Source organism: Streptomyces sp. NPDC005551, assembly GCF_042871785.1.
GTDB lineage: Bacteria > Actinomycetota > Actinomycetes > Streptomycetales > Streptomycetaceae > Streptomyces.
Map to the genome: position 1 here is coordinate 1 of NZ_JBIAJE010000019.1, position 24060 is coordinate 24060.

Sequence of the window (24060 nt, forward strand, 5' to 3'; positions counted from 1 at the left end):
TCCAGGTGCCGTGCGATGGCCAGCTTGTCCGCGACCGTGAGGTTGATGCCCTCACGCTGCGCGCCGTCGCGCAGCGTCGTGTCGAAGACGTGGAACGAATCGTCGAGCTCGCTGGTTTCCGTCATGGTCTCTGGCTCCTGTATCGGATCTCGGTCTACCGGAATAACCGGCTCCACCGTCCCCCAATGATCCCTCGCGCTCTCTTCCCGGCTGGTGGTGGGCGCCGGGAAAACGAAAAACCTCTCGCGGGTGCGAGAGGTCTGCGCGCGGGTCGAGACGACGGTGCCCGCCCGTACGTGGTGGTACGTGGCGGTCACTGCGGACCGGCGCGCCTGCTGCCAATAATCATGGCGAACGAGAGCACGGAGGCAGTCTGGCACAGCGGGGCCCCCGCGCTCAGGGGTGTCTCAGGATGCGGGCCGGACGTTCCGTCCCGGCGCCCGCTTCCGGCCACCGCCCGCGCTCGGGACCGCCGCCCGCCCTCAGGACTCCCGCTCGGGCGCGGCCTCGCCGAGCGACTCGTCGAGGAACTCCCGGACGTGGTCCAGGACCTGCCCGCGGTCCGTGCCGCGCAGCCCGATCGCCACGTGGATGGAGAACCCGTCGAGCAGGGACCGCAGCCGCGCGGCGAAGCGGTCCGGGTCGACCCGGCGGAACTCGCCCCGCGAGACGCCCTCGGCGAGCAGCGCCACCAGGTCGCGGTGCCAGGCGCCCTCGATGGCGGCCTGCCGGTCGCGGGCCTCCTCGTCGGCGTTCTGCGAGCGGTTCCAGACCTCCAGCCACAGCGTCCAGTGCGGGTCGCGGTGTCCGTCGGGCACGTACAGGTCGACGTACGCGTCGAGACGTTCCCGGGCCGTGCCGCGCGCGGCGAGCAGCCGGCCGCGCTCGGTGCCGAGACGCCCCTCGCTCCATTCCAGGGTCCGCAGCAGCAGCTCGTCCTTGGAGCGGAAGTAGTAGAGGAGATGGCCACTGCTCATCCCGACCTCGCGGCCGAGCGCCGCCATGGTGAGCTGCTCCAGACCCCGCTCGGCGATCATGTCCATGGCGGTGGCCAGCACGTCCTCGCGCGCAGGCGCGTTTCTCCTGCGCGGTGTGCGGCTCCCGGCCACGTGCGACTCCCGGTTCAGACCCTCGGCTGCTGCTGGGTGATGCAGTGGATGCCACCGCCCCCGGAGAAGATCGTACGGGCGTCCACCAGCGTCACCGTCCGCTCCGGGAACAGCCGCCGGAAGATCCCGGCGGCGATCTCGTCCCGGGGGTCGTCGAAGCCGCACAGCACCACACCGCCGTTGCAGAGGTAGTGGTTGATGTACGAGTAGTCGGCCCAGTGCCCGTCGGCCTCCAGCACCGTCGGGGCGGGGATCTCGACGACCTCCAGCCGGCGGCCCCGCGCGTCGGTCTGCCCCCTGAGCAGCCCGGCGATCTCCTTGCCGACCTCGTGGTCGGGGTGCGCCGGGTCCGGCTGGGAGTGCGCCACGACGACACCGGGACGTGCGAAGGCGGCCACGATGTCGACGTGCCCGAGCGTGCCGAAGCCGTAGGGGGGATAGTCGCCGGTCAGCCCGCGGGGCAGCCAGATCGCCTTGCGGGTGCCGAGCTGGGCGTGGATCTCCGCCTCGACCTCCTCGCGCGTCCAGTGCGGGTTGCGCTCGGGGCCGAGCTGCACGGTCTCGGTCAGCAGGACGGTCCCCTCGCCGTCGACGTGGATCGCGCCGCCCTCGTTGACCAGCTTCGAGGCGTACGTACGGGCCCCGGCCAGATCGGAGACGTACGCGGCAACCTTGCCGTCGTGCTCCCAGCGGGCCCAGTCCTGGGCGCCCCAGCCGTTGAACGTCCAGTCCACCGCCGCCAGTCCGCCCTTCCCGTCGGTGAGGAAGGTGGGGCCGATGTCACGCATCCACGCGTCGTCGAGCTCCCGCTCGACCACCTCGACGCCGGGGCCCAGGAGGTCGCGCGCCCCGGCCGACAGGCCCGGCCCGCACACCACCGTCACCGGCTCGAAGCGGCGGACGGCGCGGGCCACGTCGGCCCACGCGCGGCGGGCCCCGGCGAGGCCGTCCGGGTCGTCGAAGGTGGGGTTGGGGCCCGGCCACGCCATCCAGGTGCGTTCGTGCGGGGCCCACTCGGCGGGCATGCGGAAACCGTCGGCGGCAGCAGACATGGGGGGTCCTTAGAGGAAGTACAGGCGGTTGAGGGAGACGGAGTCGGCCGGCTCGGAGCTCAGCGGGTCTCCGTCGAGGGTGACGAGACCGGTGCGCTGGTCGACGTCGACGGCTCCGGTACGGGAGTTGAGGTGCAGGTCGGCGGGGCCGATGCCGCGGGTGCCCCGCACGGCGACCCGGCGCCGCCGGGTGGGCATCAGGTCCTTGCCCAGGTCCACCGCGGCCTGCGCGACGAAGGCGACGGAGATGTCGGCGGGCGTCGCGCCGTACGCCCCGAACTGCGGCCCGAGGACGAGGGGTTCGCAGGTGTCAGTCGCCGCGTTCGGGTCGCCCACGACGCCGTACGCGGGGAAGCCGGACTTGAGCACGAGCTGCGGTTTGGCGCCGAAGTACTCGGGGCGCCACAGGACGATGTCGGCGAGCTTGCCGACCTCGATGGAGCCGACCTCGTGGGCGAGCCCGTGCGCGACGGCCGGGTTGATCGTCAGCTTGGCCAGGTAGCGCAGGACGCGCGCGTTGTCGTCGCCGGTGTCCGCGCCGCCGTCGAGGGGGCCCAGCTCGGCCTTCATCTTCCCGGCCATCGCGAAGGTGCGGCGTACCGTCTCGCCGGCCCGGCCCATGCCCTGCGCGTCCGACGAGGTGATGCCGATCGCGCCCAGGTCGTGCAGCACGTCCTCGGCGCCCATGGTGCCGGCCCTGATCCGGTCCCGGGCCATCGCCGCGTCGCCGGGCAGGTCGGTCTTCAGGTCGTGGACGGAGACGATCATCCCGTAGTGCTCGGCGACCGCGTCCCGGCCGAACGGCAGGGTGGGGTTGGTGGAGGAACCGATGACGTTCGGGACGCCCGCCATCTTCAGGACGTTCGGCACGTGACCGCCGCCGCAGCCCTCGATGTGGAAGGCGTGGATCGTGCGTCCGTCCAGGACCCGCAGGGTGTCCTCGACGGACAGGCACTCGTTCAGCCCGTCGCTGTGCAGGGCCACCTGGACGTCGTGCTCCTCGGCGACCCGCAGCGCCGTGTCCAGTGCCCGGGTGTGGGCGCCCATGTCCTCGTGGACCTTGAAGCCGGACGCGCCGCCCTCGGCCAGCGCCTCGACGAGGGGTGCCGCGTCCGAGGACGAACCCCGGCCGAGGAAGCCGATGTTGACCGGCCAGGCGTCGAAGGCGCCGAAGGCGTGCCGCAGCGCCCAGGGCGAGTTGACACCCACGCCCCACACGGGCCCGAACTCCTGGCCGATGACCGTGGTGACACCGGAGGCGAGGGAGGCCTCCATGATGCGCGGCGACAGCAGGTGCACGTGCGTGTCGACGGCGCCCGCGGTAGCGATGAGCCCCTCGCCCGACACGATCGACGTGCCCGTGCCGACCACGACGTCCACGCCGTCGAGGGTGTCCGGGTTCCCCGCCCGCCCGATCGAGCAGATCCGGCCCCCGCGGATGCCGATGGAGACCTTCCGGATGCCCTGGGCCGCGTCGATCACGACGACGTTGCTGATCACGACGTCGCAGGTGTCGCGGACGGCGGCCGCCTTCAGGTGCAGTCCGTCGCGGGCGGTCTTCCCGAAGCCGGCCAGGAACTCGTCCCCGTACTTCTGGGCGTCCGACTCGATCCGGACCGTCAGTCCCGAGTCGCCGAGCCGGACGCGGTCCCCGGCCCTCGGGCCGTGGGTCGCGGCGTACGCGTAGGGGTCGATGCCGGTGCTCATCGTCCGTCTCCTTCGGTCGCGCGCGGTGCGTCGGGGCGGGCTGATTCGGCGGGCCGGGCGGGCGCGCCCGGCCCGCTCCCCTCGCCGGCCGGCGCGGGCGCGCCGGCCGGTCCGGCGCCCAGGTAGCCGCAGGCGGCGGCCCGGCGGAGGGCCTCCTGCCTGGCTCCCGGCGCGTCCAGCGGTCCGTCCACCAGGCCCGCGAACCCGATCGCGACGCGCTCGCCGCCGATCGGCAGCAGGCCGACCCGGGTGCTCTCGCCGGGTCCGAACCGCACCGACGAGCCCGCGGGCACCGCGAGCCGCATCCCGTACGCCGCGGACCGGTCGAAGTCGAGCCGCGGGTTGGCCTCGAAGAAGTGGAAGTGCGAGGTGACGGAGACCGGGACCGTCGCGGTGTTCGTGACCGTGAGCCGGACGGCGGCCGCGGGCTCGGCGTGCCCGGGGCCCGGCAGCAGCGCGCCCGGCGCGTGCTCGCCCAGCCCCCCGCCGATGGGGTCGCTCACCACGGCGAGCCGCGAGCCGTCGTCGAAGACGGCCTCGACGTGCACCTCGGTGACGACGTCGGCCACGCCCGGCAGGACGTCGGCGGGCCCGAGCACCGCACGCGCCGCCGCGATCGCCTCGGCGAGCCGGCGTCCGTCGCGGGCCGCCTCGCAGACGGTGTCGGCGATGAGGGCGGTCGCCTCCGGGACGTTGAGCCTGAGGCCCCGGGCCCGGCGGGCCCGTGCCAGTTCGGCGGCCCCGAAGAGCAGCAGCCGGTCACGTTCGGTGGGGGTCAGTCTCACGACGCGACACCTCCTTGCCTTCCACCATTTAGAGCATCACTCTAACCACAGCCTAGCCCTGCACCACAGGAAGCGAAAGCATTGACGGGCTGGCCTGGAACGCGTCACATTGAACGCCGCTCAAATTATTGGGTGTGCACACAGGCGGCCGATCGAAGGAGACCAGCCATGCCCATCGAACGGCACGGAGTCGACACCATCCCCGACGAGGAACGCACCAGCGGACCCCGCGACCTCGTCTCGATCCTGCTCGGGTCCAACCTGTGCCTCGGCGTGATCGTCTTCGGCTGGCTGCCGCCGTCCTTCGGCCTCGACTGGTGGGCGTCGGTCAGCTCGGTAGTGGCGGGCACCGTCGTCGGCACGGCGGTCACGGCCCCGCTCGCCCTGGTGTCCCTGCGCACCGCGACGAACCTCTCGACGTCCTCGGGCGCCCAGTTCGGCGTCCGCGGCCGGCTGGTCGGCTCGGTCGTGGGCCTGCTGCTGGCCCTCGGCTACACCGCGCTGACCGTCTGGATCGGCGGCGACGTGATGGTGAGCGTCCTGCACCGGCTGTTCGGGCTGCCTGCGACGGAGGCCTCGTACGCCGTGGTCTACGCGCTGCTGGCCGCGGCGACGGTGGCGGGCGCGGTGTACGGCTACCGCGTGCTCCTCGCGATGTCGCGCGTACTGGCCGTCGCCATGACCGCGCTGCTGGCCCTCGGGATGATCGCGTACGCACCGCACTTCACCACCTCCGCGCTCCCGGAGACCGGCGGCTACCTGCTCGGCTCGTTCTGGCCGACGTGGCTGCTGGCGGCGGTCGCGGCGGGCCTGTCCGGGCCCATCGCCTTCATCACCCTGCTCGGTGACTACACCCGCTACATCTCCCCCGCCCGCCACAGTCCGCGCACGGTCCTGCACGCCACCTGGCTGGGCCTGCTCGCCGGCCTCCTGGTCCCGCAGCTCTTCGGCACCTTCACTGCGTACGCCGCACGCGCCGCCCTCGACTACGCCGGCCCGCTGGTGGCGGCCTCCCCCGGCTGGTACCTGGTGCCGCTGCTGCTCGCCGCCTCGGCGGGATCGGTCGGCAACGCGGGACTGATGCTCTACTCGATGGGCCTGGACCTCGACGCGATCCTGCCGCGCGCCTCACGCGCCCGGGCCACCTGCACGGTCGCCGTGGTAGCCACCGCGTGCGTCTTCGCCGGCCACTACGCGTCCAGCACCCAGGACGCGATGACGTCCTTCGTGCTGCTGCTCACCGCGATCGGCACGCCCTGGGCCGTCATCACCCTGATCGGTTTCGTCCGCTGCCGCGGCGTCTACGACCCGGACGCCCTCCAGGTCTTCAACCGCCGCTCCCGGGGCGGCGTCTACTGGTACCGCGGCGGCTGGAACATCCCGGCCACCACGGCCTGGGCGCTCGGCGCCTGCGTCGGCGTGCTGGCGGTCTCGCTCCCGTCGTACGAGGGTCCGCTGCTGTCCCTGACGGGCGGCGTGGACTGCAGCTTCCTGCTGTCGGGGGCGGTCGGCGGCGCCCTCTACCTCGCCCTGACCCGGGGCGCGTCCGCCGTGCCCGTCCCCTCGGACGCGGAGCGCGAGGCGGCCCCGCTCTCGCCGTGACGGGTGCCGAGTCCGCGCCGTCGGACGCGGGAGCCCGCCCCGGCCGGGGCGGGCTCCCGCGCGGTGCAGGAGGGGGCTCAGCCCAGCGGGTGCATCCAGCCGTGCCTGTCCTCGGCGATGCCGCGCTGGATGTCGAGAAGGGCCTCGCGCAGCCGCAGGGTGACCTCGCCCGGCTCGCCGCCCGACTGCTGCCACTCGGTGCCGGTGCGCTTGACGGTGCCGACCGGGGTGATCACGGCGGCGGTGCCGCAGGCGAAGACCTCGGTGAGGGTGCCGTTCTCCGTGTCGCGCTGCCACTGGTCGATGGAGACGCGGCCCTCCTCCGCCCGGTAGCCGAGGTCACGGGCGACGCTGAGCAGCGAGTCGCGGGTGACACCGGCGAGCAGGGAGCCGGTCAGCTCGGGGGTGACGATCCTGTCGCCGTACACGAAGTACAGGTTCATGCCGCCGAGTTCCTCGACCCACTTGTGCTCCACGGCGTCGAGGTAGGCGACCTGGTCGCAGCCCTTCGCGGCGGCCTCGGCCTGCGCGAGCAGCGACGCGGCGTAGTTGCCGCCGGTCTTGGCGTCGCCCATGCCGCCGGGGACGGCGCGGACGCGGTCCTCGGAGAGCCAGATCGAGACGGGCCTGACGCCCCCGGCGAAGTACGCGCCGGCGGGCGAGGCGATGACGAGGAAGAGGTACTCGTTGGCGGGCTTCACCCCGAGGCCGACCTCGGTCGCGATCATGAACGGCCGCAGGTAGAGGGACTGCTCGCCGCCGTGCGCCGGGACCCAGGCACGGTCGTGCTGGACGAGGACGTCACAGGCCTCGATGAACGTCTCGACCGGCAGCTCGGGCATGCCGAGCCGGCGCGCGGAGGACTGGAAGCGTCGGGCGTTCATCTCGGGACGGAAGGTGGCGACGGAACCGTCGGGCTGGCGGTACGCCTTCAGGCCCTCGAAGATCTCCTGCGCGTAGTGCAGGGTCATGTTCGCCGGGTCGAGGGAGAGCGGGCCGTACGGCACGAGCTGGCCGTCGTGCCAGCCGCGGCCCTCGGTCCACCGGATCGTCACCATGTGGTCGGTGAAGTGCCGGCCGAACCCGGGGTTGGCCAGGATGGCCTCGCGCTCCGCCTCGGAGAGCGGGGCGGCCGAGGGCTTGAGCTCGATGGTGGGCGTCGTCATGAGTGGTTGTCCTTCACCGGTTGTGTGTGACGGGCCGCGCTCACGCCTGTACTGCCTGTGGCCAGTGCTAGGACGTCCGAGCATTCCCTCATTCCGCGGCTCCGCGTTCGATTATCGCGTGTGCGGAGCCGTGGACGAAAAAGGTGTGAATGCGGCCCAGGGTTCGATGGTGGCACCCGGCGAGGGCATAAGAAAAGCCGCCGGGTGCGGATGCGACCCGGCGGCTCTTCCAGAAGTGAGTGGCGCGCGGGGTCAGCCGGCTACTCGTACGGCGAGGGCGTCGCCGATTTCCTCGGTCGTGCGCTCGGGTCCGCCGACGCGCTCCGCGAGGTCGCCGGCGACCGCGTCCTCGATCCTCGCGGCCTCGGCCTCGTGGCCGAGGTGGCGCAGCAGCAGGGCGACGGAGAGGACCGTGGCGGTGGGGTCGGCCTTGCCCTGGCCCGCGATGTCGGGCGCCGAGCCGTGCACGGGCTCGAACATCGAGGGGTACGCGCCGCTCGGGTTGATGTTGCCCGAGGCGGCGACGCCGATGCCGCCGGAGACGGCCGCGGCGAGGTCGGTGACGATGTCGCCGAAGAGGTTGTCGGTGACGATCACGTCGAAGCGCTCGGGCTGCGTGACGAGGTAGATCGTCGCCGCGTCCACGTGCATGTACTCGGTGGTGACCTCGGGGAACTCCTCGGCCACCCGGTTGAAGACGTCCGTCCACAGGTGACCGGCGAAGGTCAGCACGTTGTTCTTGTGGATGAGGGCGAGCTTCTTGCGCGGGCGGGCCTGGGCGCGGGCGAAGGCGTCCCGGACGACGCGCTCGACACCGAAGGCCGTGTTGACGGAGACCTCGGTGGCGACCTCGTGCGGGGTGCCCTTGCGGATGGTGCCGCCGTTGCCCGTGTAGGGGCCCTCGGTGCCCTCGCGGACGACGACGAAGTCGATCTCGGGCTGTCCCGCCAGCGGGGTGGCGACACCCGGGAGGAGCTTCGAGGGGCGCAGGTTCACATGGTGGTCGAAGGCGAAGCGGAGCTTGAGCAGGAAGCCCCGCTCCAGGACGCCGGACGGGACCGAGGGGTCGCCGATCGCGCCGAGCAGGATCGCGTCGTGCTTCTGCAGGGCCTCGAGGTCGGCGTCGGTGAGGGTCTCACCGGTGGCGTGGTAGCGCCTGGCGCCGAAGTCGAACTCCTTGGTCTCCAGCTTCACATCCTGCGGAAGGACGGCGGAGAGCACCTTCAGTCCCTGGGCCACGACCTCCTGGCCGATGCCGTCACCGGGAATCACTGCGAGATTGAGGCTGCGAGACATGACGGCACCGTACTCCTTGTCCCATGGGATGACACGCGATGTCCACCATCCGGACGTGGCGGGTGGTGGCGGAGCCGGGCGCGGAGGAGCCACGGGGGTATTCGTCAGACTGCGTTCACCCGTGCGTCTGCCGGTCGTCGGTCCGTGCTGGGAAGTTCACCGGCATGGACACCCCTGACGTCGGCATCCCGGAGCAGCTCGCCCGCCGTATGAGCATGGCCGAGCAGCACGAGTACCTGCGCGCGCGGCTCACGCGGCGCCGCGCGCTGGTGACCGCGGGCGCGTTCGCGGGCGGCGGGCTGCTCGCCGGATGCACGCCGGACAACGGGAGCCGCCCGCGGACGGCCGGCACGTCGTCGCGTCCGGCCACCGGCCGGGTTCCGGGCTCCGCAGTGACGCCGTTCGGGCGCCACCTCGCCTTCGGCGCGGACCCGAAGACGCAGATGCGGATTTCCTGGCAGGTGCCGTTCGCGGTCCGGAAGCCGTACGTCCGGGTGGGACTGACGCCATGGTCGCTGAGCCGGCGGATCGAGGCCGAGGTGCGCGACCTGCACACCCCGGGCGTCGCCGGGCAGCGGCTCGCGCTGGACCAGTACTACCTGCACGCGGCGCTCGACCGGCTGCGCCCGGGGACGACGTACTACTACGGCGTCGGCCACGAGGGGTTCGACCCCGCCGGCACGGAGCACCACGGGACGGTCGGCCGCTTCCGCACGGCGCCCGCGCACCCGGAGAAGTTCGTGTTCACGGCCTTCGGCGACCAGGGCGTCACGCCCGACGCCCTGGCCAACGACAAGGTGCTCCTCGGCCGCGGTCCGGCGTTCCACCTGCACGCGGGCGACATCTGCTACGCGGACGGGACCGGCCACGGCGAGGAGTCGGACATCTACGACCCGGCCGCCTGGGACCTCTTCCTGAAGCAGACCGAGACGGTGGCCCGGTCGGTGCCGTGGATGGTGACGACCGGCAACCACGACATGGAGGCCTGGTACTCGCCGAACGGCTACGGCGGCCAGTCCGCGCGCTGGTCGCTTCCCGGCAACGGCTTCGACGCGGAGCGGGCGCCGGGCGTCTACTCGTTCGTCTACGGCAATGTCGGCGTCGTGGCGCTGGACGCCAACGACGTGTCGTACGAGATCCCCGCCAACCTGGGCTACTCGGACGGCAGGCAGACCGCCTGGCTCGACCGGCGGCTCGGGGAGCTGCGCAGCCAGGTCGACTTCATCGTGGTCTTCTTCCACCACTGTGCCTACTCCACGTCGACGCACGCCTCCGACGGCGGGGTGCGGGACGTTTGGGTGCCGCTGTTCGCCAGACACCAGGTGGACCTGGTGATCAACGGGCACAACCACGTCTACGAGCGGACCGACGCCGTCAAGAACGGCGCGGTCGGCCGGCGGGTTCCCGTGGGCGCCACGACCGACCCCACCCGCGACGGCATCGTCTACGTCACGGCGGGAGGGGCGGGCAAGAGCCTCTACCGCTTCCCGGCGGGGGTGAAGGACAGCTACGAGGGAAGGGTGAGGGACCGCGAGTCCGTCGAGACCTTCCACTGGACCGAGGCGAAGCGGCGGAAGCCGGACAGCGTCGAGTGGTCACGGGTGCGGTACACCGGCTACTCGTTCCTCTCGGTGGAGGCCGAGACCGGCCCCGCTCCCCGGCTCACCGTCTCGGCGCTGGCGCAGAACGGCGAGCGGATCGACCACTTCGAGGTGCGGCGCGGCGCCTGAGCGCCGCGCCGCATCCCGAGCGGGCGCGGCTCCCGGCAGATGGGCGGATCAGTGGGCGTCAGTGGCCCGTCGCGCCGCCGTTGTCCCGGCGGTCGAGGGCGCGCTGGAGTGCCGCGGCGGCGTTCTTGCGGTCGGAGTCGCTGGTACGGGAAACGTGACGGACTCGGCGGACGGTCGTCTCGGCCATGATGGTCGGCTCCTTGCCTCCGGAAAATGACAACCGGAAGGGGGGTGAGGGATACGAGACGCCGGAGGGGCGGGGAGCGGTGCCGCAGGGGTTGCCTGCACGGGGCGCGGCTCACGACCGCCATTCGCTTGATCGAGCGAGACGTTCGGCTCCTACCAAGCTAGGCGAGGACCGCGCTTCTGTCTGCACGATTACTCGGACTTCCTACTATCTGAGACGGGGGGACCGGCCCACGGCTGTGACCTGCGGCGACGCGAACCGGCCGCGGCGCGCCCGCCGTCACAGCACGTCGCCGCGTCACAGCACGTCGCCGTCCCGCCAGTCGAAGACCAGCTCGTGCGCGGCGTCCAGCGGGCCCGCGGCGGCGGGACGCACGAAGGTGGTGCCCTCTTCCTCGGCCAGGCGCACGACACCCGCGGGGCCGAGCGCGCAGATGCGCCCGGGCCAGACCTGCCAGCCCCGGGCCGTGTAGAGGGCGGCGCCGTCGTCGCTGGCGGAGAGCGCGCCGAGAGCGTACGCGCCGTCGATGACCCGTTCGAGAGCCGCCATCACCTGCCCGCCCAGGCCCGTCCGGCGGACGTCGGGGCGCACGCCGACCGCCTCGACGTAGCCGACGCGCAGGGAGCGCCCCTGGTGCAGGACGCGCCGCTGGACCACGGACCCGTGGGCGGCGAGGCCCCGTTCGTCGTGGACGAGGGCGTGGATGCCGCCGAGGCCGTGGTCCCAGTCCTCGTCGCCGAAGTCGCCGTCAAAGGCGTCCTCCAGGAGGGCGCGGACGGCGCGGAGTTCGGCGGGGACGAGTTCCGCCGTGTGAGCGGTACGCAGTCGAGTGGCCATCGCCCCAGTATTCCCGGCGGTCCCGCCGCACCGGCCGCCGAGGGACGCGCACGGGCCGAAGGACGCGCACGGGCCGGGAAGCCGCCCCGATCGGCGGCCTCCCGGCCCGGAACCTCGGGGGGCCGAGGTCAGCCCATGTGCGGGTAGGTGTAGTCGGTCGGCGGGACCAGCGTCTCCTTGATGGCGCGGGTCAGGGTCCAGCGCATCAGGTTCTGCGGGGCGCCGGCCTTGTCGTTGGTGCCGGACGCGCGGCCGCCGCCGAAGGGCTGCTGGCCGACGACGGCGCCGGTCGACTTGTCGTTGATGTAGAAGTTGCCGGCCGCGTAGCGGAGCCTGTCCATCGTGTACGCGGCCGCCGCGCGGTCGTTGGAGATGACCGCACCGGTGAGCGCGTAGTCCGAGACCGACTCCATCTGGGCCAGCATCTCGTCGTACCGGTCGTCCTCGTAGACGTACACGGCGAGGAACGGGCCGAAGTACTCGGTCCGGAAGACCTCGTTCTCCGGGTCGGTGCACTCGACGACGGTCGGGCGCACGAAGTAGCCGACCGAGTCGTCGTACGAGCCGCCCGCGACGATCGTGCAGGCCGGGTCCGCCTTGGCGCGGTCGATGGCGGCCTTGTTCTTGGCGAAGGACCGCTCGTCGATGACGGCGCCCACGAAGTTGGCGAGGTCGGTGACGTCACCCATGGTCAGGTAGTCGACCTCGGCCGCGAACTCCTCTTTGAAGCCGGAGTTCCAGATGGAGGCGGGGAGGTACGCGCGGGAGGTCGCCGAGCACTTCTGGCCCTGGTACTCGAAGGCACCGCGGGTCAGGGCGGTCTTGAGGACGGCGCGGTCGGCGCTCGGGTGCGCGACCAGGAAGTCCTTGCCGCCGGTCTCGCCGACCAGACGCGGGTACGAGCGGTACTTCTCGATGTTGTTGCCGACCGTCTTCCACAGGTACTGGAAGGTCTTGGTGGAGCCGGTGAAGTGGATGCCGGCGAGGTCGCGGTGCTCCAGGGCGACCTTGGAGACCTCGACGCCGTCACCGGTGACGAGGTTGATGACGCCCTTGGGCAGGCCGGCCTCCTCCAGGAGCTGCATCAGCAGCACGGCGGCGTGGGTCTGCGTCGGGGACGGCTTCCACACGACGACGTTGCCCATCAGCGCGGGCGCGGTCGGCAGGTTGCCCGCGATCGCCGAGAAGTTGAACGGCGTGATCGCGTAGACGAAGCCCTCGAGCGGGCGGTGGTCGAGGCGGTTCCAGACGCCCGGCGAGTTGGCCGGGGGCTGCTCCGCGAGCAGGTCCCGGGCGTACTTGACGTTGAAGCGCCAGAAGTCGACGAGCTCGCACGGGCAGTCGATCTCGGCCTGCTGGGCGGTCTTCGACTGCCCGAGCATCGTGGAGGCGGCGAGGGTCTCGCGCCACGGGCCGGACAGCAGCTCGGCGGCGCGCAGGATGATCGCGGCACGGTCGTCGAAGGACATCGCGCGCCAGGCGGGGGCGGCGGCGAGGGCGGCATCGATCGCGTCCTGCGCGTCCTGCCGGGTGGCGTGCGCGCCGGTGCCGATGACGGCCTTGTGGTTGTGCGGCTGCACGACCTCGAAGCGCTCGCCGCCGCCGAGCCGCTTCACGCCGCCGATGGTCATCGGGAGCTCGATCGGGTTCTCGGCCAGCTCCTTGAGCCTGGCCTCCAGGCGGGCGCGCTCCGGGGAGCCGGGGGCGTAGCCCTGCACCGGCTCGTTGACGGGGGTGGGGACCTGGGTCACAGCGTCCATGGGTTCCGTAACTCCTTAGTGAGCAGGTGGTTCGAACTCAGCCCTTGGTGAGGATGGAGCGGGCGAAGAACAGGAGGTTGGCCGGCTTCTCCGCGAGGCGGCGCATGAAGTAGCCGTACCAGTCGGTGCCGTACGCGGTGTACACCCGCATGCGGTGGCCCTCGGCGGCGAGCCGCAGGTGCTCCTCGCCGCGGATGCCGTACAGCATCTGGAACTCGTACTCGTCGAGCTTGCGCCCGGCACGCCGCGCGAGTTCCTGGGCGATGGAGATCAGCCGGGGGTCGTGGGACCCGATCATCGGGTATCCGTCGCCCTCCATCAGGATGCGCAGGACCCGGACGTACGCCTTGTCGATCTCGGTCCTGTCCTGGTACGCGACCTCGGCGGGCTCCTTGTAGGCGCCCTTCACCAGACGCACGCGGCTGCCGTTCGCGGCGAGACGGCGGGCGTCGGCCTCGGTGCGGAAGAGGTAGGCCTGGATGACGCAGCCGGTCTGCGGGAAGTCCTTCCGCAGCTCCTCGTGGATCGCGAACATCGAGTCGAGGGTGGTGTGGTCCTCGGCGTCCAGGGTGACCGTGGTGCCGATGGCGGCGGCGGCCTCGACGACGGGCCGGACGTTGGCGAGCGCCAGCTCGTGCCCGCCCTCCAGCGCCTGGCCGAACATCGACAGCTTGACGGACATCTCGGCCCGGGTGCCGAGGTCCAGCCGCGCGAGGTGCTCGATGAGCTCCAGGTAGGCGTCCCGGGCGGCGGCGGCCTGCTCGCGGGTGGTGATGTCCTCGCCGACGACGTCGAGGGTGACCTCAAGACCCCGGGCGACGGCTTCCTGCACGATCGGTACGACCTGGCCGACCGTCTCACCGGCGATGAAGCGGGCGACCACCTGCTTGGTGCCGGGGGCCGCCGACACGAAACGGCGCATCCGGTCGCTGCGCGACGCGGCGAGAATCACGGGACCCAGCACGGGGCACCTCCACGGGAAGTACGGACGGCCGCGGACCCGGAAACGACGCCCGGGTACGGCACGGAGAACCACCGTGAAACCTAAGGATCCTCCCGATCGTCGGCCATCGACAGCTGTCACGCATCCGTGCCCTGGATCTCAGACATCTGTATGAGGCCGGTGGAGAAATGAGAGAGAATGCCCGCGTGACGGGCGATTTCAAGGCGGGCAGACCGGCCGGACGCGGTGAGTACCAGGAGCTGGTCGACGAGATCTCGGCCCTCCTCGGCGCCCCCGCGACGCTGGAGAACCGGGACTTCGAGCTGATCGCCTTCGGCGCCTACGACAGCGAGGGCGACTTCGACGAGGCCGCCCTCGACCCGGTGCGCACCCGCTCGATCCTCACCCGCCGCTCGACCCCGGCGGTCCGCGCCTGGTTCGAGGGTTTCGGCATCGCCAGGGCCACCGGCCCGGTCCGCATCCCGCCGACGCCGGAGGCGGGCGTCCACCGCGGACGCGTCTGCCTGCCGGTACGCCATCGGGGTGTCGTGCTGGGGTACGTGTGGCTCCTGGACGACGATCCGGGGCCGGCCGCCGGGCAGCTGGCCGCCGCCATGGAGGTCGCCGCCCGGCTCGGCGCCCTGCTCGCCGACGAGGCACAGGCGGGCGCCGACCTCACGCGCGAGCTGCGGGCGGTCCTGACGGCCGAGCGCGGCTGGCAGCGGGACATGGCGGTCGCCGAGCTGCGCACCGCACTCGGCCCCCGGGGGGACGGCCTGCACACGGTCGTGTGCGTGGCCCCGTGGCCCTCCGCCGACCCGGACGACGCCCCGTCCGTCCGTACGGTGCCGGGGGCGACCGCCCTGTGCACGGTGCCGTGGGGCGCGACGGGGCAGAGCCTGGCCCTGCTGGTGCGGCTGCGCTCGCCCGAGGTGCTGACCCCCGCGCTCACGGCGGCGTCGCGGTTCGTGCGGGAGGCGGCGGGCGCGGCCGCCGGGAGCACCTCGGGCCGCGGAGCCGCCAAGAGCACCTCGGGCCGCGGAGCCGCCGGGAGCACCTCGGGAAACGCGGCCGCCGGGAACCCCTCGGGCCGCGCGGCGTCCGGGAACCCCTCGGGCGGGGCGGCGTCCGGGAGCGCTACGGGCGGCGCGACGCCCGGAGGTCTTCCGGGTGCCGCGGCGGCCGGCGTCGCCGGGGCGCGCGCGGGACTCGCCGAACTGGGGGCCGCCTGGCAGGAGGCCTCGGCCGCCGCCCGTGCCGTCCTGGCCGAGCCGCGCCTCGGGCCGGTCGCCGAGTGGGCGTCCATCGGTCCCTTCCGGCTCCTGACGGCGCTCCCGCCGGACGCCGCCCACGACCCCGTCGTACGCACCCTGCTGGCCCCCGCCCATCGCGAACTGGCCCGCACCGCCGAGGTGTTCCTCGACTGCGCGGGCCAGGCGGGCCGCACCGCGGCGGAGCTGGGCGTCCACCGCCAGACCCTGTACTACCGCCTGTCCCGGGTCGAGCAGCTCACGGGCCTGGACCTGGACGACGGCGAGGACCGGCTGCTGCTGCACATGGCGCTGAAGGGGGCGCGGCTGTAGGGCTGTCCAGGATCTTCCGGTGTGGGTGGCGCGTCTCCTTCACTGCATGTCAGGCGCTGAAGAACGAGGTCACCTGCCCCTCCACCATGGCACACGAAGATCATTCCGCGAGGACTCCTCAGCCGGACACATCCATGCGCTGTGTGCCGATGACCGACAGCAGCCGCAGCGCCTCCTGTTCGGGAGAGCCGGGCTCGACCGTGAAGAGCACGATCTGCTGGTCCCGGCCGGCGATGTCGAGGAAGGTGCAGTTGAGGGTGATGGGACCGATCAGCGGGTGATCGACGGTCTTGAGCAGGGTGGGCTCGGGGCGCACGTCGTGCGCGGCCCACAGCCGGGCGAACTCCGCGCTGCCGGCGAGGAGGTCGCCCACCAGCGTGGCCACCTCGCGGTCGTCGGGGTGGCGGGCGGCGGCGGCGCGCAGGCGCCGTGCCGCGGCGCGGGCGAACGCCTCCGCGTCGAACGGGTCGAGGCGAAGCAGTACATCCGCCGCTTCGTGGTGTCGTATCCCGTCCCCGCGCCGAACTGTCCCGAACCGGACTACGACTCGGTGGTCGAGACATGGTTCGACTCGATGGACGACCTCAACGCGCTCTTCTTCTGCGAGAACTTCCTGAAGACCGTCGACCCGGACCACAAGAACTTCGACGACCTGAACAGCTTTGGAAGCATCATCTGCGAAGAGGAGGTGGTCGTCGGCTGAGAGCCCGGCACCGAGTCGCCACGGCCTCCACCGACAGCCGGGCGGGTTCCGGCGTTTCCGCAGGACGCGGTGCGCACGAAGTCGCGGACCCTGCAGGCCCGGCGCTGGCCGCGGGGGCCCCGGCCGGTCTCAGCCGCCCGTCTTCGCCGTCGCCTCGATCACCCGCCGCAGCCCCTCCGTGAGGTGCGAGGCCTGCGTCGCCGACGCCGGGTCGAAGAGCCACTGCACGCACAGGCCGTTGAGCAGGGTCTGGTAGAAACCGCCGACCGTACGCAGCGTCTCGTCGTCGACGTCGGACTCCCGGCCGCCCAGGAGCAGGGGAATCAGGCCCCGGCGCCCCTCGTCCTGGGCCTTCACCAGCTGCTCGCGCACCCCGGGCAGCCGGTCGTCGTTGGTGATCACCTCGAAGGTGAGCATCCAGATCGATCGGGCCTCGGTGAAGGACCGGGTGACGTTCGCCCAGACCTCCTGGAAACGCTCCAGGGAGCCGGGCTCCCCCACCGTGCCGTCCCCGCCGAAGCCGTCGAACCCCTCACCCAGGTTCGCGATCAGGTCGACGTAGGCCTCCGCGAGCAGCGCGTCCTTCGAGCCGTAGTGGTAGCCGATGGACGCCAGGTTCGTCCCCGACTCCTTGACGACGTCGCGCGCGGTGGTGCGCACGAACCCCTTCTCCAGCAGGCAGCGCTTGGCGCCCTCGAGCAGATCCTCACGGTGTCCCATACGAGCAGCGTACCGCCGATCCAGACAGCCGTCCTAAACGGGCGTACTAGACAGACGTATAAGACATCCGTACAGTCCCTGCCATGATGCACTCGGCCCCGAGCCCCACCCCCGCATCCGGCCCCCGCGCCGGCCGCCGCGAATGGACCGCCCTCGGCGTCCTGATGCTGCCGCTGCTTCTCGTCTCCATGGATGTCTCCGTCCTCTACTTCGCCATCCCCGCGATCAGCGCGGACCTGGAGCCGAGCGGCACCCAACAGCTGTGGATCTTCGACATCTACGCGTTCGTGCTCGCCGGCCTGCTCATGACGATGGGCTCCCTGGGCGACCGCATCGGACGCCGCAAGCTGCTGATGTTCGGCGCCGCCGCCTTCGGGACCGCCTCCGTCGTCGCCGCGTACGCCGACAGCGCCGAGACCCTGATCGCGGCCCGCGCCCTCCTCGGCATCGGCGGCGCGACCCTGATGCCGTCGACGATGGCGATCATCCGCACGATGTTCACGGACCCCGGCCAGCGGGCGAAGGCGATCGGCCTGTGGTCCGGCGTGATGACCGGCGGCATCGCCCTCGGCTCGGTGATGAGCGGTGTCCTCGTCGAGTACTTCTGGTGGGGCTCCGTCTTCCTCGTCAACCTGCCCGCGATGGTGCTGCTGCTGGTGCTCGGCCCGGTCCTGCTGCCCGAGTCCAGGAACCCCGATCCCGGCCGCTTCGACCTGCTCGGCGTGCCGCTGTCCATGGCGGCCGTGCTGCCCCTGATCTACGGCGTCAAGGAGATCCCCTCCGAGGGCTGGCGGCCGGAGTACGTGATCTCCGTCGCCGTCGGCCTGCTCTTCGCCGCGCTCTTCGTCCGCCGCCAGCGCACCGCCGAATCCCCGCTGATCTCCCCCGAGTTGTTCCGCGGACGCGGCTTCGCCCCCGCCGTCGTCCTCAACCTCGTCTCCTCGTTCGCCATGATGGGCTCGGCGTACTTCACCACCCAGTACCTTCAGTCGGTGCTCGGCAAGAGCTCCATGGAAGCCGCGCTCTGGGCCCTGCTGCCGACCGTCCTGGTCGGCGTCGCCGCCCCGGTCGCCGCGCAGTTGGTGCACAAGGGCGTGCACCGCGGCCACGTCGTCGCCGGCGGCTTCGTCGTCGCCGCCTGCGGCTACGGACTGCTCGTCCTCGCCGGTACGGACTCCCTGTGGCTGGTGCTGGCGGGCGCGGGCGTCCTCGCCTCCGGAATCGTCACCGTGATGTCCCAGATGATGGACCTGGCCCTCGGCACGGTCCCCGTCGGCAACGCGGGCACGGCCTCCTCCCTCCTGGAGACCGGCGCGGAGTTCGGCGGCGCGCTGGGGATGGCGGTCCTCGGTTCCATCGGCACCGCCGTCTACCGCCACGAGATGCCGGACTCCGCTCCGGCCGCGGCCCGGGAGACCCTCGGCGGCGCACTGGCCGCCGCCCGGCACCTGCCGGACGGTGCCGGCGCCACCCTGACGACGGCCGCCCGGGAAGCCTTCACCAGCGGCATGAACGCCGCGGCCGTCGCCGGAGCGCTCCTCCTCCTGGGCGCGGCGGCCCTCGCCACGGCCACGCTGCGCCGGGTGCAGGTGCACCCCACTCCGGCCGAGCAGACCTCGCACCCCGCCCAGGAGAGTCTCAGCCGGTCCGGCGCATGAGGACGAGGCCGCGGGCCGACACGGGCACCCGGGGGCGGAACCCCTGGAGGGCGGCCTCAATGCCGGGTGCCGGGCCCGTTCCGCATGCCAGGATGGAGCCGTGGCACAGACATTCGGTACGCCGTTCATCGGCCGGTCAGAAGAACTGGCCCGCCTCACCGGCGTGCTGACCCGCGCCCGCGCGGGAGACCCCCGCGCCGTCCTGGTCGCGGGAGACGCCGGCGTCGGCAAGACCCGCGTCCTCACCGAAGCCGCCGCGCACGCCGCCACCACCGGCATGACGGTCCTCACCGGCCACTGCGTCGACCTCGGCGACGTGGGCCTGCCGTATCTGCCGTTCACCGAGATCCTCGGCGCGCTCGCGGCGGACGAACGGTTCGCCCCCGCCCTCGCGGCCCACCCCGCCGTCGACCGGCTGCTGGGCAGCGGAGCCGACGGCGCCTACGACGCGGGCGGCCGGCTGCGCCTGTTCGAGGGCGTGGCAGGACTCCTGCGCGACGTCGGCGCGATCACGCCCCTCCTGCTCGTCCTGGAGGACCTGCACTGGGCGGACCAGTCCTCCCGCGACCTGCTGCGCTTCCTGCTCAGCCGCGGCCTGCTCCAGCTCCCGCAGACCCGCGGCCCGGGCGCGGCGGCGGGCGGCGCCCCCACCCACCGCCTCGCCGTCTTCGCCTCGTACCGCGCCGACGACCTGCACCGCCGCCACCCGCTGCGCCCGCTGCTCGCCGAGTTGATCCGGCTGCCCGCGGTCGACCGCCTGGAGCTGCGGCCGATGCGCGACGCGGAGGTGGCCAGCCTGGTGCGCGCCCTCGGCACCGAGCCGGTGCCGGACACGACGGTCCGCCGCATCGTCGAGCGCGCCGAGGGCAACGCGTTCTACGCGGAGGAGCTGCTCGCCGCCACCGCGGACGCCGTACCCGGTGCCGCCGAGCCCGAAGCCGGAGTGATGCCCAGCGCTCTCGCCGACGTCCTCCTCATCCGCTTCGAGCAACTGCCCGCCACCGCCCAGCAGGTGCTGCGCACCGCCGCCGTGGCCGGCCGCCGCGTCGAGCACGGCCTGCTGCGCGATGCCGTCCAACTGCCGGAGGAAGAACTGGAGTCGGCGCTCCGCGAGGCCGTCGGCAGGCAACTCCTCGTCCCCGCCGAGGGCGACACGTACACCTTCCGGCACGCCCTCATCCGTGAGGCCGTCTACGCCGACCTGCTGCCGGGCGAACGGGTCAGGCTGCACCGCGCGTTCGCCGGGCTCCTCGCCGGACGCGGCGACCCGGCGAAGAGCGCCGCGGAGCGCGCCCACCACTCGCGGGAGAGCCACGACCTGGCCGACGCGCTGCGGGCGTCCCTGGAGGCCGCCGACCACGCGGCCTGTGTCGGCGCGCCCGCCGAGGAGCTGCGCCACCTGGAGTCCGCCCTCGACCTGTGGCCCGCCGTGGCACCCACGGCCCGCCCCGAGGACGTCCTCGACACCGTCACCCTCACGCTGCGCGCCTCCGCGGCCGCCGCCCACGCGGGCGAGAGCCACCGGGCGGTCACACTGACCCGGGCCGCGCTCGCCCGGGCGGGCTCGGACGCCGACTCCGAACTGGCCGTCCGCGTCCGCTACACCCTCGCGGGCAACCTCATCCGCGTCGACCGGCTGAAGGCGGCGTTCACGTACAGCAGTGAGGCCCTCGCCATGATCCCGGCCGACCCCCCGTCGCGCACATGGGTGTGGGCCGCGGCCACCCACGCCATGGCGGCCCGCTACATGGGCCACGACGAGGACGCCCAGCGGATCGCCCGGCAGGCCCTGCGCGTCGCCGAGGACCTCGGGATCGCCGACGCGCAGGCGGACCTGACGATCTCCCTGGTCGGGCTCGAGGGCCACAACCGCCGCACCCCGCAAGGCCGCCTCCGGCTGGCGCGGGCACGCGGACTGGCCCGTCACGCCGGCAACGTCTCCGTCGAGATGCGGGCACTGTTCAACCTCGCGGTCGGCTGCTACGAGTCCGGCGACCTGGACGAGTGCCTGACCTGGCTCTCCGACGGACTCGGGCGCGCGGGCCGCTCCGGCCTGCTGTCCTCGTCGTACGCGCTGGAGCTGCGCTATCTCCAGTCCCTGGTCTTCTACACCCTGGGCCGCTGGGACGACTGCGCCCGGGCCGCCGCCGACGACGCCGAGCGGCTGCCCGCGGCGGCCGGGTTCGCCACCGGCCCCGCCCTGTACGTGGCACTGGCGCGGGGCGACCAGCGGGCCGCCGACCGGGCCCACGCCCTCCTCGACGGACCGTTCGACTGGATGGCCACCCTCGTCGCGGGCATCGTGCTGACCGACGCCGCGGCGTTGCGCGGTGACCCGGAGGCGGCCGTCGCCCGGGTCCGTACGACGATCACGACCCTCGCCGGTGAGGCGGGCGCCGAGCGGCCGGACGTCGCGGTGCACCTGGCCGCGCTCGCCCTGGCCGCGGTCGCCGACCGGGCCGAACAGCTGCGCCGGGCCGGCGACCTGGCGGGCGTCCGCCGCTGGACGGACACCGCGGACGAGCTGGTGGAGCTGGCCCGCGTCACGGCCGCGAAGGGCGAGGACGGCTCGCGGCAGGGTCCCGAGGGCCTCGCCTGGCTGGCCCGCGCCGAGGCCGAGTGGACCCGCGCCCGCACCGGCCCCGATGTCGCGGCCTGGGAGAGGGCCGTCGCCGCCTTCGACTACGGCGACCCGTACGAGCCGGCCCGCTGCCGGCGGAGGCTGGCGGAGGCGCTGCTGGCCGCGGACCGCCGCGAGGAGGCCGCCGAGCAGGCGCGCGCGGCACGCGAGACGGCCGTGCGGCTCGGGGCCGTACCGCTGTGCGAGGCCCTGGACGCCCTCGTCAGGCGCGGCCGGCTCGCCCGGACGGAGCCCCCCGAGCGGGACGGCGCGGTCCTGACGGCCCGGGAGTACGAGGTGCTGCGGCTCCTCGCGCTCGGCCACACCAACCGCCGGATCGGCGAGGAGCTGTTCATCAGCGGCAAGACGGCGAGCGTCCACGTGTCGAACATCCTCGCCAAGCTGGGCGCGGCCGGGCGCACGGAGGCCGTGGCCATCGCCTACCGGCAGGGCCTGATCGAGCCGGAGCGCACGGCGTCCGGCTGACGCCCGGCGTCCCGCCGCACGACGGAGGGCCGGACCACCCGAAGGTGACCCGGCCCTCAGCTCGCCACACCCGTACTTCCGTACGGCGCGCAGCGGTTGTGCGCTACTCAGACGAGGTTGACCGAGCGCGCCGACGTGGCGCCGATCTCGTCGGCGACCTCGGTGAGGACGGACTGCGGGACCGTGTCGTCGACCGTGAGGACCGCGAGGGCCTCGCCGCCGACGGCCGCGCGGGCGACCTGCATGCCCCCGATGTTGATGCCGGCCTCGCCGAAGACACGGCCGACGGTGCCGACGACACCGGGACGGTCCTCGTAGCGCAGGACGACCATGTGGTCGGCGAGCGCGAGGTCGACGTCGTAGTCACCGACGGCGACGATCTTCTGGAGGTGCTTGGGGCCGGCCAGCGTGCCGGAGACGGAGACCTCCTGGCCGTCGCCGAGCGTGCCGCGGACGGTGACCACGTTCCGGTGGTCCGGGGACTCGGAGCTGGTCGTCAGACGGACCTCGACACCGCGCTCCTGCGCGAACAGCGGCGCGTTCACGTACGACACGGTCTCGTCGACGACGTCCTCGAACACGCCCTTGAGCGCGGACAGTTCGAGCACCTTGACGTCGTGCTGGGTGATCTCGCCGTACACCTCGACGTCGAGGCGGACCGCGACCTCGCTCGCGAGGGCGGTGAAGATGCGGCCGAGCTTCTCGGCGAGCGGCAGACCCGGCTTGACGTCCTCGGCGATGACGCCGCCCTGGACGTTCACCGCGTCCGGCACGAGCTCACCGGCGAGGGCGAGACGCACGGAGCGGGCGACGGCGATACCGGCCTTCTCCTGCGCCTCGTCGGTGGAGGCGCCGAGGTGCGGGGTGCAGACGACCTGGTCGAGCTCGAAGAGCGGGGAGTCCGTGCAGGGCTCCTTCGCGTACACGTCGAGGCCGGCGCCGGCGACGCGGCCCTCCTTGAGCGCCGAGTACAGCGCCTCCTCGTCGACGATGCCGCCGCGCGCGGCGTTCACGATGCGCACCGACGGCTTGACCTTGTGCAGCGCCTCGTCGCCGATCAGGCCGAGCGTCTCGGGGGTCTTGGGCAGGTGCACGGTGATGAAGTCGGCGACCTCGAGCAGCTCGTCCAGCGACAGGACCTTCACGCCCATCTGGGCGGCGCGCGCGGGCTGCACGTACGGGTCGTAGGCGACGACCTTCATGCCGAACGCGGACATGCGCTGGGCGACCAGCGCGCCGATGCGGCCGAGGCCGACGACGCCGAGGGTCTTCTCGGCCAGTTCGACGCCCGTGTACTTGGAGCGCTTCCACTCGCCGTTCTTCAGAGCGGTGTTGGCCTGCGGGATGTGCCGCGCGGTGGCCAGCAGGAGGCCGCAGGCAAGCTCGGCCGCGGTCACGATGTTCGACGTGGGGGCGTTGACGACCATGACGCCGGCCTTGGTGGCGGCGGAGACGTCGACGTTGTCCAGGCCGACGCCGGCCCGTGCGACGACCTTCAGCTTCTTCGCGGCGGCGACGGCCTCGGCGTCGACCTTGGTGGCCGAGCGGATCAGGATCGCGTCCACGTCGGCGATCGCGGGCAGCAGCTCGGCGCGGTCCGCGCCGTTGCACTGCCGGATCTCGAAGTCCGGGCCCAGGGCGTCGACGGTCGCGGGCGACAGCTCTTCAGCGATGAGTACGACAGGTTTCGAGCTCACGTGAGTCCTCACAAGTCCAATGCGGACGGCCGTCCCGACGGCCGCATGCGGTGGAGGGTTGTCGGCGGCCCGGGGAGGTGCAGGTGCGGTCCCGTGCCGAGTGGCGTGGGGGCGGGCCTTCACTTCCTCGGTGTCGCTTGAGCCGCGTGGAAGACGCACGACGCTGTGGGCCTGACGCGTTTGTTGTGCAGCAGTCTAGTGCTGCCGCGGGGGCCGACTTGCGCCTCCGCGTAAGGATCACCCGGACGTGGCCGGCCTCGGTGGACAACAGCGTTACCGGGGGTTCGGCGGGGGGGGGGGGGGGGGGCCCCCCCCCCCCCCCCCCCCCCGGGCCCCCCCCCCCCCCGGGTTAACCCCCAAAAAAAATTGGAGGACAAATTACGGGGGGTTCAACGAGTTGGTTTTTAGGAAAGGGTGTT

Annotated in this window: 18 protein-coding genes and 1 pseudogene; 6 read left to right on the plus strand and 13 right to left on the minus strand. The window is 72.6% G+C overall.

Features of this window, described 5'->3' with window-relative positions:
• Nucleotides 1-482: 482 nt before the first annotated feature.
• From ACFYP4_RS33905 to ureA, 4 genes are all read right to left on the minus strand, one after another.
• Nucleotides 483-1043, minus strand: a complete 561-nt coding sequence (locus ACFYP4_RS33905) for a TetR/AcrR family transcriptional regulator (RefSeq protein WP_388790739.1) — start codon at nucleotides 1041-1043, stop codon at nucleotides 483-485.
• A gap of 80 nt (nucleotides 1044-1123) precedes the next feature.
• Nucleotides 1124-2161, minus strand: a complete 1038-nt coding sequence (locus ACFYP4_RS33910; protein WP_358855681.1) for an agmatine deiminase family protein — start codon at nucleotides 2159-2161, stop codon at nucleotides 1124-1126.
• Between the two features lie 9 nt (nucleotides 2162-2170).
• Nucleotides 2171-3868 carry an urease subunit alpha gene (locus ACFYP4_RS33915; RefSeq protein ID WP_388790711.1) on the minus strand — a complete coding sequence of 566 codons (1698 nt, stop codon included), beginning with the start codon at nucleotides 3866-3868 and terminating at the stop codon, nucleotides 2171-2173.
• Nucleotides 3865-4653, minus strand: coding sequence for an urease subunit gamma (gene ureA / locus ACFYP4_RS33920; protein WP_358855679.1), 789 nt, complete (start codon nucleotides 4651-4653; stop codon nucleotides 3865-3867). The genes ACFYP4_RS33915 and ureA overlap by 4 nt, the downstream gene beginning before the upstream one ends.
• Nucleotides 4654-4821: 168 nt before the next feature.
• On the opposite strand from ureA, the gene ACFYP4_RS33925 reads away from it, so the two are divergent.
• Nucleotides 4822-6255, plus strand: a complete 1434-nt coding sequence (locus tag ACFYP4_RS33925; protein ID WP_388790714.1) for a cytosine permease — start codon at nucleotides 4822-4824, stop codon at nucleotides 6253-6255.
• A gap of 77 nt (nucleotides 6256-6332) precedes the next feature.
• Here ACFYP4_RS33925 and ACFYP4_RS33930 read toward each other — a convergent pair whose 3' ends face one another.
• Both ACFYP4_RS33930 and ACFYP4_RS33935 read right to left on the minus strand, forming a co-directional pair.
• Nucleotides 6333-7421, minus strand: a complete 1089-nt coding sequence (locus tag ACFYP4_RS33930) for a branched-chain amino acid aminotransferase (protein ID WP_358855677.1) — start codon at nucleotides 7419-7421, stop codon at nucleotides 6333-6335.
• A gap of 252 nt (nucleotides 7422-7673) precedes the next feature.
• Nucleotides 7674-8717, minus strand: a complete 1044-nt coding sequence (locus ACFYP4_RS33935) for a 3-isopropylmalate dehydrogenase (protein WP_358855676.1) — start codon at nucleotides 8715-8717, stop codon at nucleotides 7674-7676.
• 164 nt (nucleotides 8718-8881) lie between these two features.
• Between ACFYP4_RS33935 and ACFYP4_RS33940 the strand changes: the two genes are divergently transcribed.
• Complete coding sequence (locus tag ACFYP4_RS33940) at nucleotides 8882-10447, plus strand: purple acid phosphatase family protein (RefSeq protein ID WP_388790718.1); 1566 nt, start codon at nucleotides 8882-8884, stop codon at nucleotides 10445-10447.
• A 58-nt stretch (nucleotides 10448-10505) separates the two neighbouring features.
• Here the strand turns inward: ACFYP4_RS33940 and ACFYP4_RS33945 are convergent, their stop codons facing one another.
• From ACFYP4_RS33945 to ACFYP4_RS33960, 4 genes are all read right to left on the minus strand, one after another.
• The gene (locus ACFYP4_RS33945; RefSeq protein ID WP_344392558.1) at nucleotides 10506-10634 is read right to left on the minus strand and encodes a hypothetical protein; all 129 of its coding nucleotides are present in this window, start codon (nucleotides 10632-10634) and stop codon (nucleotides 10506-10508) included.
• A 297-nt stretch (nucleotides 10635-10931) separates the two neighbouring features.
• Nucleotides 10932-11471 carry a GNAT family N-acetyltransferase gene (locus tag ACFYP4_RS33950; RefSeq protein ID WP_388790722.1) on the minus strand — a complete coding sequence of 180 codons (540 nt, stop codon included), beginning with the start codon at nucleotides 11469-11471 and terminating at the stop codon, nucleotides 10932-10934.
• A 128-nt stretch (nucleotides 11472-11599) separates the two neighbouring features.
• Entirely contained in the window at nucleotides 11600-13231 is a 1632-nt protein-coding gene (gene pruA / locus ACFYP4_RS33955) for an L-glutamate gamma-semialdehyde dehydrogenase (protein WP_388790725.1), read from the minus strand.
• Nucleotides 13232-13268: 37 nt separating this feature from the next.
• A complete protein-coding gene (locus ACFYP4_RS33960; protein WP_358855672.1) occupies nucleotides 13269-14195 on the minus strand; it encodes a proline dehydrogenase family protein in 927 nt (308 codons plus the stop codon).
• Between the two features lie 167 nt (nucleotides 14196-14362).
• Between ACFYP4_RS33960 and ACFYP4_RS33965 the strand changes: the two genes are divergently transcribed.
• Nucleotides 14363-15757, plus strand: coding sequence for a PucR family transcriptional regulator (locus ACFYP4_RS33965; protein WP_388790728.1), 1395 nt, complete (start codon nucleotides 14363-14365; stop codon nucleotides 15755-15757).
• Nucleotides 15758-15875: 118 nt separating this feature from the next.
• Here the strand turns inward: ACFYP4_RS33965 and ACFYP4_RS33970 are convergent.
• A pseudogene (locus ACFYP4_RS33970) lies at nucleotides 15876-16217 on the minus strand (transcriptional regulator); the annotation flags it as partial.
• Between ACFYP4_RS33970 and ACFYP4_RS33975 the strand changes: the two are divergent.
• Nucleotides 16158-16460, plus strand: coding sequence for an EthD domain-containing protein (locus tag ACFYP4_RS33975; protein ID WP_388790742.1), 303 nt, complete (start codon nucleotides 16158-16160; stop codon nucleotides 16458-16460). The pseudogene ACFYP4_RS33970 and the gene ACFYP4_RS33975 overlap by 60 nt on opposite strands.
• A gap of 129 nt (nucleotides 16461-16589) precedes the next feature.
• On the opposite strand, the gene ACFYP4_RS33980 is transcribed toward ACFYP4_RS33975, so the two are convergent.
• Nucleotides 16590-17180, minus strand: a complete 591-nt coding sequence (locus ACFYP4_RS33980; RefSeq protein ID WP_388790732.1) for a TetR/AcrR family transcriptional regulator — start codon at nucleotides 17178-17180, stop codon at nucleotides 16590-16592.
• A gap of 86 nt (nucleotides 17181-17266) precedes the next feature.
• Between ACFYP4_RS33980 and ACFYP4_RS33985 the strand changes: the two genes are divergently transcribed.
• Nucleotides 17267-18838, plus strand: coding sequence for an MFS transporter (locus tag ACFYP4_RS33985; RefSeq protein WP_388790745.1), 1572 nt, complete (start codon nucleotides 17267-17269; stop codon nucleotides 18836-18838).
• A gap of 100 nt (nucleotides 18839-18938) precedes the next feature.
• Nucleotides 18939-21944: an AAA family ATPase gene (locus ACFYP4_RS33990; RefSeq protein ID WP_388790735.1), complete on the plus strand. Its 3006-nt coding sequence runs from the start codon at nucleotides 18939-18941 to the stop codon at nucleotides 21942-21944.
• 107 nt (nucleotides 21945-22051) lie between these two features.
• Here ACFYP4_RS33990 and serA read toward each other — a convergent pair whose 3' ends face one another.
• The gene (serA, locus tag ACFYP4_RS33995; protein ID WP_358855958.1) at nucleotides 22052-23641 is read right to left on the minus strand and encodes a phosphoglycerate dehydrogenase; all 1590 of its coding nucleotides are present in this window, start codon (nucleotides 23639-23641) and stop codon (nucleotides 22052-22054) included.
• Nucleotides 23642-24060 lie beyond the last annotated feature (419 nt).

What these genes read in the sequence shown, in the direction of transcription:
- ACFYP4_RS33945 (WP_344392558.1), bottom strand. Translation starts at nt 10,634, where the DNA reads ATGGCCGAGACGACCGTCCGCCGAGTCCGTCACGTTTCCCGTACCAGC.
- pruA (WP_388790725.1), bottom strand. Translation starts at nt 13,231, where the DNA reads ATGGACGCTGTGACCCAGGTCCCCACCCCCGTCAACGAGCCGGTGCAG.
- ACFYP4_RS33940 (WP_388790718.1), top strand. Translation starts at nt 8,882, where the DNA reads ATGGACACCCCTGACGTCGGCATCCCGGAGCAGCTCGCCCGCCGTATG.
- ACFYP4_RS33910 (WP_358855681.1), bottom strand. Translation starts at nt 2,161, where the DNA reads ATGTCTGCTGCCGCCGACGGTTTCCGCATGCCCGCCGAGTGGGCCCCG.
- ACFYP4_RS33930 (WP_358855677.1), bottom strand. Translation starts at nt 7,421, where the DNA reads ATGACGACGCCCACCATCGAGCTCAAGCCCTCGGCCGCCCCGCTCTCC.
- ACFYP4_RS33905 (WP_388790739.1), bottom strand. Translation starts at nt 1,043, where the DNA reads ATGGACATGATCGCCGAGCGGGGTCTGGAGCAGCTCACCATGGCGGCG.
- ACFYP4_RS33925 (WP_388790714.1), top strand. Translation starts at nt 4,822, where the DNA reads ATGCCCATCGAACGGCACGGAGTCGACACCATCCCCGACGAGGAACGC.
- ACFYP4_RS33915 (WP_388790711.1), bottom strand. Translation starts at nt 3,868, where the DNA reads ATGAGCACCGGCATCGACCCCTACGCGTACGCCGCGACCCACGGCCCG.
- ACFYP4_RS33950 (WP_388790722.1), bottom strand. Translation starts at nt 11,471, where the DNA reads ATGGCCACTCGACTGCGTACCGCTCACACGGCGGAACTCGTCCCCGCC.
- ACFYP4_RS33980 (WP_388790732.1), bottom strand. Translation starts at nt 17,180, where the DNA reads ATGGGACACCGTGAGGATCTGCTCGAGGGCGCCAAGCGCTGCCTGCTG.
- ACFYP4_RS33935 (WP_358855676.1), bottom strand. Translation starts at nt 8,717, where the DNA reads ATGTCTCGCAGCCTCAATCTCGCAGTGATTCCCGGTGACGGCATCGGC.
- ACFYP4_RS33965 (WP_388790728.1), top strand. Translation starts at nt 14,363, where the DNA reads ATGAGAGAGAATGCCCGCGTGACGGGCGATTTCAAGGCGGGCAGACCG.
- ACFYP4_RS33985 (WP_388790745.1), top strand. Translation starts at nt 17,267, where the DNA reads ATGCACTCGGCCCCGAGCCCCACCCCCGCATCCGGCCCCCGCGCCGGC.